Source organism: Tistlia sp. (assembly GCF_040905785.1).
Lineage (GTDB): Bacteria > Pseudomonadota > Alphaproteobacteria > Kiloniellales > DSM-21159 > Tistlia.
The window spans coordinates 13247-22125 of sequence record NZ_JBBDQW010000067.1 but is presented as its reverse complement, the minus strand read 5'-3'; the positions used below and the strand labels follow the sequence as shown (position 1 = coordinate 22125).

The following is an 8879-nucleotide window of genomic DNA, read 5'->3' as shown; positions in this document are numbered from 1 at the left end:
TCCTTGACCGAGCCGCCCGGGTTGAGGAACTCGGCCTTGCCCAGGATCGTGCAGCCGGTCGCCTCGGAGGCGTGGCGCAGCCGGATCAGCGGCGTTCCGCCGATGGTGCCGATGAAGCCGTCGCGCAGATCCATCCCGTGGCTCTTCCTGTGGCAGGGGCGGCGAGCTTACGCGCCGCCCCGGGGGGCGGCAACCGCGCCCCCGCCAGCGCCCGCGCCCGGGGCCTCGGCGGTCGCGTCGGCGGTCCTGTCGGCGGCAAGCCATTCGGCGCGCAGGCGCTCGCGGTGGCGCGCCAGCCAGAGCAGCGCGATCAGCGTCGGGCCGCCCTGAAAGCGCCCGGCGTCGAGCAGCTCGAAGGCGCGCGCGACCGGCAGGATGTGGACCTGGATGTCCTCGTCCTCGGCCGCCATGCCGAACAGACCGCCGGCGCGGGCGGTGTCGACCCGGGCGAGGTAGAAGTGCATGCGCTGGCTGTTGCCGCCCGGCGAGGGGAAGTAGCGGCAGGCCTCGACCAGCGCCGTGCAGGCCAGGCCCGCCTCCTCGGCGAGCTCGCGGCGCGCGGCGGCCGGGCCGCCCTCGCCGGGATCGACCATGCCGGCGACCGGCTCGATCTGCCAGGCGTCGCCGCCGCCGACGAAGGCCGGCAGGCGGAACTGCTCGACCAGCACGATCTCGTCGCGCTCGGGGTCATAGGGCAGCACCACGGCGATCTCGCCGCGCACCAGGATCTCGCGGTCCAGCGCAGCGGTCCAGCCGCCGGCGAAGCGGCGGTGGCGCAGCCGGAAGCGGTCGACCCGCAGCCAGTGGTGATGCAGGGTCGTGCGCTCGAGGATCTCGACCGCGCCCTCGTCGAAGCTTCTGTCCATGGCGCGGCAAGCTAGCGAAGCCGCGAGGCCGGTGGAAGCCCGCGGTTGTTGCGGTCACAATGTCCCAGCGCCGGCGGGCGGCGCGGCGATCTCGGACCAAGGGGAGACCGGCACCATGGCGATCCGTAGCGAGAAGTTCACCTTCGCCGGCGAGGGCGGCCTGGAGCTGGCCGCGCGCCTCGACCTGCCCGAGGGCGAGCCGCGGGCGACGGCGCTCTTCGCCCACTGCTTCACCTGCACCAAGGACATCTTCGCCGCCCGGCGCATCGCCGAGCGCCTGGCAGAGCGGGGCCTCGCCGTGCTGCGCTTCGATTTCACCGGGCTCGGCCACAGCGAGGGCGAGTTCGCCAACAGCAACTTCTCCTCCAACGTCGCGGACCTCCGCCACGCCGCCGATCATCTGCGCGAGCGCGGCCTCGCGCCCGGCCTGCTCGTCGGCCATTCGCTGGGCGGCGCGGCCGTGCTGGCGGCTGCCGACGACATTCCCGAGGTGCGGGCGGTCGCGACGATCGCCGCGCCGGCCGAGCCCGCGCAGGTCCGGCGCCACTTCGCCGAGGCCCGTGCCGAGATCGAGGAGCGCGGCGAGGCCGAGGTCGTCCTGGCCGGCCGCAGCTTCCGCATCAAGAAGCAGTTCCTCGAGGACATCGAGGAGCACCGGCTGGCCGAGCGCATCGCCGCCCTGGGGCGGGCGCTGCTGATCTTCCACTCGCCGCGCGACCAGATCGTCGGCATCGAGAACGCGAGCAAGATCTTCCTGGCGGCCAGGCATCCGAAGTCCTTCGTCTCCCTGGACGACGCCGACCACCTGCTGACCGGCCACCGCGATGCCGAGTACGTCGCCGAGGTGCTGGCGGCCTGGGCCGGGCGCTACCTGCCGGACACGGCGCAGCAGCCGGAGCCCGTGGATTCGGTCGCCGGCCAGGCGGTCGCGGAGCCGGCCGGCGCGACCTCGCCCGAGGGCCAGCCGGTCGAGGAGGGCACCGTCGTCGTCGCCGAGAGCGGCGGCGGGCGGCTGGCCCAGGAGATTCGCGCGGGGCGCTACCGCCTGGCCGCGGACGAGCCGGTCGCGAGCGGCGGCGACGCCAGCGGGCCGACCCCTTACGACCTGCTGCTGGCGGGCCTGGGGGCCTGCACCTCGATGACGCTGAGGCTCTACGCCGAGCGCAAGGGCTGGCCGCTGGGGCGGGTCGCCGTGACCCTGACCCACGCCAAGGTCCACGCCAAGGACTGCGCCGACTGCGAGACCCGGGATGGCCGCATCGACCGGATCGCCAGGCGGATCGAACTGGGCGGCGAGCTGGACGCGGCGCAGCGCGACCGGCTGCTCGAGATCGCGGACAAGTGCCCGGTCCATCGCACCCTGCAGAGCGAGGTCAAGATCGACACGGAGCTCGCGTGAGCGGCGCTCCGGCGCGCTTGGCCGGCAGGTCGCAGGTGGGGTAGCGGAAGTCGTGGGAAAGAAACTTGCGGGTGACGCCGCACCGTAAAGTCTGTAACGTTTTCAGCCGATGGCCTGGGAAACGAAAGGCGACCGGGACAACCCGGCGCAGGGAGAACAGGAGAGTGTTTTCGTGGGGGAGCCTCAGTCGGCGCCCGCCCGCGTTCGGTGGAGGCGCGGCCTCCGGTGACCGCGGAGGGACCCGTTCGCAAGGGACCGCGAGACCTCGCCCGGCCGTCGGCCGGGCGCGATGTCTTGAGCGGCCGGGCAACCCTTCGGAAGCCTTGTCTGATGGCCTGACAGGATAGGCGCGGCAATTGCCGGCGTCCGAACGAGAGAGCCACGAGGGAGACGAGCATGGCGAAGGAAATCAAGGACGCCCAGGGCAAGCGCGTCCATCCGTATGTGCCGGAGCTGTGTCAGCAGCTTCGCGAGAAGAAGATCGGTCGTCGCGACTTCCTGCGCACGGCCTGCCTGCTGGGCGTCAGTGCCGGCGTCGCCTACGCGACCGCCGACAAGATCCTGGGCCGCGAGGGCGGCCTGATCCGCCCGGCGGTGGCGCAGACGCCGAAGATGGGCGGGCAGCTGCGCTCCTCGATGCGCGTCCAGCGCATGGACGAGCCGGCGACCTACGACTGGACCCAGATGTCCAACCAGACGCGGGCGGTCATCGAGTACCTGACCCTGACCGGCGTCGACAACGTCACCGTGCCCTACCTGGCCGAGAGCTGGGAGGCCTCCGACGACCTCAAGACCTGGACCTTCGCGCTGCGCAAGGGCATCAAGTGGTCGAACGGCGACGACTTCAACGCCGACGACGTGATCCACAACTTCACCCGCTGGCTCGACCCGGCGGTCGGCTCCTCGAACGTCGGCCTGTTCAGCGGCATGACGGACGAGGACGCGGACGGCAAGCGCACCATGCGCAGCGACGCCGTCGAGCGGGTCGACGACCACACGGTGCGCCTGCACCTCTCCGCGGCCGAGCTGGCGATCCCGGAGAACCTCTACAACTACCCGACGGCGATCGTGCACCGCGGCTTCGGCGTCGACTACGACGCCGACTTCGCCGCCAACCCGATCGGCACCGGCCCCTTCGAGCTGACAGAGTTCAACATCGGCGAGCGCTGCCTGCTGACCAAGAAGAAGGACTACTGGGGCGGCGAGTACTACCTGGACTCGATCCTCTATCTGGATCACGGCGACGACATGAACGCGCCGATCCAGGCGCTGGCCTCGGGCGAGGTCGACCACGTCTACGAAGTCGACGTCGATTCCATCGCCCAGGTCGAGGACCTGGACAACAGCGTTCTGCACGAGGTCGTGACCGCCCAGACCCACGTCATGCGCATGCGCGTCGACGCCAAGCCCTTCGACGACCGGCGGGTGCGCCAGGCGGTGCTGGCGGCGCTCAACAACGAGGAACTGCTGCAGCTCGCGTACCGGGGCCGCGGCGCGCCCGGCGAGAACCATCACGTCTCGCCGATCCACCCCGAGTACTTCCAGCTGCCGCCGATCAAGCGCGACATCGAGAAGGCCAAGGCGCTGCTCGCCGAGGCCGGCTACGCGGACGGCCTGGACCTGACCATCGACGTCCATCCGAACTACCAGTTCACGGTCACCACCGCCGAGGCGGCGCGCGACCAGCTGGCCCCGGCCGGCATCCGGCTGAACATCCGGCCGGACCCGAACTACTGGGACATCTGGCAGAAGACGCCCTTCGGCGCCACGACCTGGACCCACCGCCCGCTCGGCGTGATGGTGCTCAACCTGGCCTACCGCACGGGCGTGTCGTGGAACGAGACCGGCTACTCGAACCCCGAGTTCGACGAGGCCCTGACCGAGGCGAGCGGCATCCTCGACGTCGAGGAGCGGCGCAAGGCCATGGAGAAGGTCGAGAAGATCCTGCAGGACGACGCAGTCATCTCGCAGCCCTATTGGCGGGCGGTCTTCACTGCGACCAGCGACAAGGTGCACGGCTATGCCGCGCACCCGACGCAGTACCACCAGTTCAGCAAGACCTGGATCGACAGCTGAGCCTGAGAGTTGCGGGGGGGGGGGGGGGGGGGGGCGGTGGCGCCGCCGGCCGGTCCGACCCGGCACCGTGCCTCGCTCAACGAAGGCACGGGCAAAGCAGGAAGCCTTCGGCGCAGCGGAAGGCGCACCCGTCCGGAACAGGGGGTTAAGGGCGCATGCTGGTGTTCATCGCGCGCCGTCTCGGCCAGATGGTCCTGGTCATGCTGGGCGTCTCGGTGCTGGTCTTCCTGTTGCTGGAGGTCAATGTCGAGAACTTGGCCGTCAAGGTACTCGGGCCCTATTCCGCGCCAGAGGCGCGCGCCCTCTGGCTCGAGCAGAACGGCTTCAACGAGCCGATCTACGTCCGCTACTTCACCTGGATCGGCGGCATTCTCAGCGGCGACCTCGGCGAGTCGGTGACCCTCTACAAGGGCCAGTCGGTGGCCGAAATCCTGGGACCGCGACTGGTCAATACCGCGATCCTGGGCGGTCTCGTGATGCTGGTGATGGTGCCGATCGCCCTGGTGCTGGGCGTGCTCGCCGGGATGAAGGAGGGCTCGGCGCTCGACCGCTCGGTCTCGACCTTCACCATCGTCACGACCTCGATCCCGGAGTACGCGACGGCGCCGCTGCTGATCGTGCTGTTCGTCTACCTGATACCGATCTTCCCCGGCACCGCCGCCATGTCGGCCGGCTGGGACTGGTCGGCGATCGTGCTGCCGGTGCTGGTGCTGGTGCTCTACGACGTCGGCTACGTCGCGCGCATGACGCGCGCCTCCATGGCCGAGGTCATGACCACCCACTACATCCGCACGGCGCGCCTGAAGGGCCTGCCGTTTGGCCGGATCATCACCCGCCACGCGCTGCGCAACGCCCTGATCGCGCCCTTCACGGTGATCATGCTGCAGCTCAACTGGCTGCTCTCAGGCGTCGTCGTCACCGAGGCGATCTTCGCCTACCGGGGCTTCGGCAAGCTGTTGCTCGACGCCTCCCTGGCGGGCGACATCTTCATCATCGAGGCGGCCTGCCTGGTCGCGGTCTTCGTGGCGGTGGGCTCCCAGCTGATCTCAGACGTCGGCTACCGCTTCCTCAATCCGCGCCTGCGGTTCGACTAGGAGAGTCGCGCCATGGCCGTCGCCGCCGACACGCTGCCCAAGGGCCCGCCCTTCTACCTGCGCTTCTTCAGGAGCGTCGCGCTGCTGCGCGAGAGCTGGATCGGCATGGTCGGCGCCGCGCTGGTCGGCTTCTGGGTGCTGATGGCGATCTTCTGCGAGCTGTTCCTGATGGCCGGCCTGGTGTTCCATCCGAACTCGGGCTTCCCCGGCTATTCCAACGCGCCGCCGGGCACCCCGGTGATCCTGGAGGGTAGCTCGGGCGTGCGCGTCACCGCCGCCTCCGAGCGCCCTGCCAGCGAGCTCGGAACGCTGATCGACGAGGAGGATGCGGCGCAGGCGGCCGGCTACGACAGCTTCGCGGCGCTGCAGGCCGAGGTCGCCGAGCTGCAGGCGCGCGTCGCGGCGATCGACGAGGAGCGCAGTGCGCTCAAGGGCCAGATCCAGGACCTGCGGGACAGCAACCCCGAGGAGGCCGAGGGCCTGAGCCGGCGCCGCGCCGCCATCGGCAACGAGGGCGATGTCCTGGAGGACCGGCTGGAGGTGCTGGAAAGCCACGAGAGCTCGGTCGGCAAGTACCAGGTCGGGACCTTCTGGCTGGGCACCGACAAGTCGAGCCGCGACATTCTCAGCCGGCTCATCTTCGGCGCCCGCCAGGTGCTGATCTACGCACCGCTGGCGATCGTCAGCGCCTACCTCGTCGGCATCCCGATGGGCCTCTGGGCGGGCTACCGCGGCGGCTGGATCGATTCGGTGCTGTCCTACGTCTCCAACGTCATCCTGTCGTTCCCGCCGGTCGTGCTCTACGTCGTGATCATCACCGTGATCGGCCCCTCGGGCCTGAACATCGTGCTGGCGGTGACCTTCGCCTCGGCGCCGGGAATCATGCGCATCGTCCGTTCCCTGGCGCTCGACCTGCGCTCGCGCGAATACATCATGGCCGCTGAGACGCGCGGCGAGCCGGTCTGGCGCATCCTCTTCATCGAGCTGCTGCCGAACGCCCGCGGCCCGATCATCGTCGATGCCATGCTGCGGCTCGGCTACACCGTCATCACGATCGGCGTGCTCGGCTTCCTCGGCCTCGGCCTGCCGCCGCCGGACCCGGACTGGGGCAAGATGATCTCCGAGGCGCGGCAGGTCGCCCAGCAGGCGCCGCACGGCATCATCATTCCCTGCCTGGCCCTGTCCTCGCTGGTGCTCGGCTTCAACCTGCTCGCCGACGCGCTGCGCGAGATCTCCCTCAGAGACTGACCGGAGCGACCGAGCCGATGCGCGACAAGAACAAGCAGTTCGGACCGCCGGTGCTGGAGTGCCGCGACCTCTGCCTGTCCTATTTCACCAGGGCCGGCGAGATCCCGGCGGTCATCGACTTCAGCATGACGCTCCACCAGGGCGAGGCGATCGGGCTGGTCGGGGAGTCGGGCTGCGGCAAGTCGACGGTGGCGCTGGCGATCATGCGCTATCTCGGCGGCAACGGCCGGATCGTCGGCGGCCAGATCCTCTACAACGGCCGCGACATGCTGTCGTTCAGCGAGGAGGAGCTGCGCCAGCTGCGCGGCAACGAGATCGCCATGGTCTACCAGGAGCCCATGGCCTCGCTGAACCCCTCGATGCAGGTCGGGCGCCAGCTGATGGAGGTGCCGATCTACCACGAGAAGGGCATGACCGAGGCCAAGGCCGCGGAGCGCGCCCTCGACATGCTGGCCGCGGTCAAGCTGCCGGACCCGGAGCGGGTCTTCCGTTCCTACCCCCACCAGATATCGGGCGGCCAGCAGCAACGCGTGGTGATCGCCATGGCGCTGCTGTCGAAGCCGAAGCTGCTGCTGCTCGACGAGCCGACGACCGCCCTCGACGTCACCGTCGAGGCCGGCATCATCGAGCTGATCGGCGAGATCGCCGAGCGTTTCAACACCTCGATGGTCTACATCTCCCACAACCTCGGCCTGATCCTGGAGACCTGCGACCGGATCAACGTCATGTACTCCGGCCAAGTCGTCGAGACCGGCACGGTCGAGGAGGTCTTCGACGAGATGCGCCACCCCTATACCCAGGGGTTGTTCGACTGCATTCCGCTGCCCGGCGCCGACAAGACCTCGCGGCCCCTGGTGCCGATCCGCGGCCAGCTGCCGCTGCCCCACGAGCGGCCGACGGGCTGCTACTTCGGCCCGCGTTGCGACCACTTCGTCGCCGGGCGCTGCGATGCCGCCCCGATCCCCATGGAGGAGATCCCGGACGAGCCCGGCCATGCCGCGCGCTGCATCCGCTGGGACGAGATCGACTGGCAGACCTACCGGCCGCACGGCGTCTCCACGGAGGCGACGGAGAGCGGCCCCGAGGTGCTCAGGGTCGAGCGCATGCGCAAGTACTACGAGATCTCGGACAACTCCTTCGGCGCGATCCTCAAGGGCCGGACCGTGCGCCACGTCAAGGCCAACGAGCAGATCACCTTCACCGCCCGCGAGAGCCAGACCGTCGCGATCGTCGGCGAATCGGGCTGCGGCAAGTCGACCTTCGCCAAGGTCCTGATGGGCCTGGAGAGCGCGACCGACGGCACGGTGGAGTTCCGCGGCCAGGACCTGGGGCAGAAGCCGGTGCAGTCGCGCACGCCCGAGGAGATCGGCTCGCTGCAGATGATCTTCCAGAACCCCTTCGACACGCTGAACCCGAGCCATACGATCGGCGCGCAGCTGGCCCGGGTGCTCAAGAAGTTCGGCATCGAGAAGGACAAGCGCAAGATCGAGCAGCGGGTCCTCGAGCTGCTCGACCTGGTCAAGCTGCCCCGCGACTTCGCACGCCGGCGCCCGCGCCAGCTCTCGGGCGGCCAGAAGCAGCGCATCGGCATCGCCCGCGCCTTCGCCGGCAATCCCTCGATGGTCGTCGCCGACGAGCCGGTCTCGGCACTCGACGTTTCGGTCGCGGCGGCGGTGACCGGGCTGCTGATGGATATCCAGCGCAGCTACCGCACGACCCTGCTGTTCATCAGCCACGACCTCAGCCTGGTCCGCTACCTGGCGGACCGGATCGTGGTCATGTACCTGGGCAGCATCGTCGAGCAGGGCACCACGGACGAGGTTTTCTCGCCGCCCTACCACCCCTACACCGAGGCGCTGCTGTCGGCCGTGCCGATCGCCGACACCTCGATCCGAAAGAAGCGGATCATCCTGGAGGGCTCTCTGCCCTCGGTGATGAACCCGCCGAAGGGCTGTCCCTTCAATACGCGCTGCCACCGCAAGATCGGCCGGATCTGCGAGACGGAGGTGCCGCCGAACCGCATCGACGCGCCCGGCCACGAGATCCTCTGCCACATCGAGCTTGCCGAACTGCGGGCGGTCGAGCCGGTGATCGAGCAGGTGGCGAAGGAGGACGCGGCGGCGGAGTAGCCGCCTCGGCTCGCCTCGCCACCCAGGCGACGAAACGACGGCGCCGCCTCCCGGCTGGGGAGGCGGC

General features: G+C 69.6%; 6 protein-coding genes and 1 pseudogene. 5 read left to right on the top strand and 2 right to left on the bottom strand.

Going from position 1 to position 8879, the window contains the following annotated elements; all coding sequences use genetic code 11:
• Together WD341_RS15370 and WD341_RS15365 are read right to left on the bottom strand one after the other, a co-directional pair.
• Window positions 1-134, bottom strand: a pseudogene (locus WD341_RS15370) (cysteine synthase A); the annotation flags it as partial.
• Window positions 135-167: 33 nt separating this feature from the next.
• Window positions 168-866 carry an NUDIX domain-containing protein gene (locus tag WD341_RS15365; protein WP_368426354.1) on the bottom strand — a complete coding sequence of 233 codons (699 nt, stop codon included), beginning with the start codon at window positions 864-866 and terminating at the stop codon, window positions 168-170.
• A gap of 115 nt (window positions 867-981) precedes the next feature.
• On the opposite strand from WD341_RS15365, the gene WD341_RS15360 reads away from it, so the two are divergent.
• The 5 genes from WD341_RS15360 (at window position 982) to WD341_RS15340 (ending at window position 8812) form a co-directional block, all read left to right on the top strand.
• Window positions 982-2265 (top strand): alpha/beta fold hydrolase, encoded by a 1284-nt coding sequence (locus tag WD341_RS15360; protein WP_368426353.1) that lies wholly within the window; start codon window positions 982-984, stop codon window positions 2263-2265.
• Window positions 2266-2661: 396 nt separating this feature from the next.
• The gene (locus tag WD341_RS15355; protein ID WP_368426352.1) at window positions 2662-4341 is read left to right on the top strand and encodes an ABC transporter substrate-binding protein; all 1680 of its coding nucleotides are present in this window, start codon (window positions 2662-2664) and stop codon (window positions 4339-4341) included.
• 155 nt (window positions 4342-4496) lie between these two features.
• Entirely contained in the window at window positions 4497-5435 is a 939-nt protein-coding gene (locus tag WD341_RS15350; RefSeq protein ID WP_368426351.1) for an ABC transporter permease, read from the top strand.
• A gap of 12 nt (window positions 5436-5447) precedes the next feature.
• Window positions 5448-6683: an ABC transporter permease subunit gene (locus WD341_RS15345; protein ID WP_368426350.1), complete on the top strand. Its 1236-nt coding sequence runs from the start codon at window positions 5448-5450 to the stop codon at window positions 6681-6683.
• A 17-nt stretch (window positions 6684-6700) separates the two neighbouring features.
• Entirely contained in the window at window positions 6701-8812 is a 2112-nt protein-coding gene (locus WD341_RS15340) for a dipeptide ABC transporter ATP-binding protein (RefSeq protein ID WP_368426349.1), read from the top strand.
• Window positions 8813-8879 lie beyond the last annotated feature (67 nt).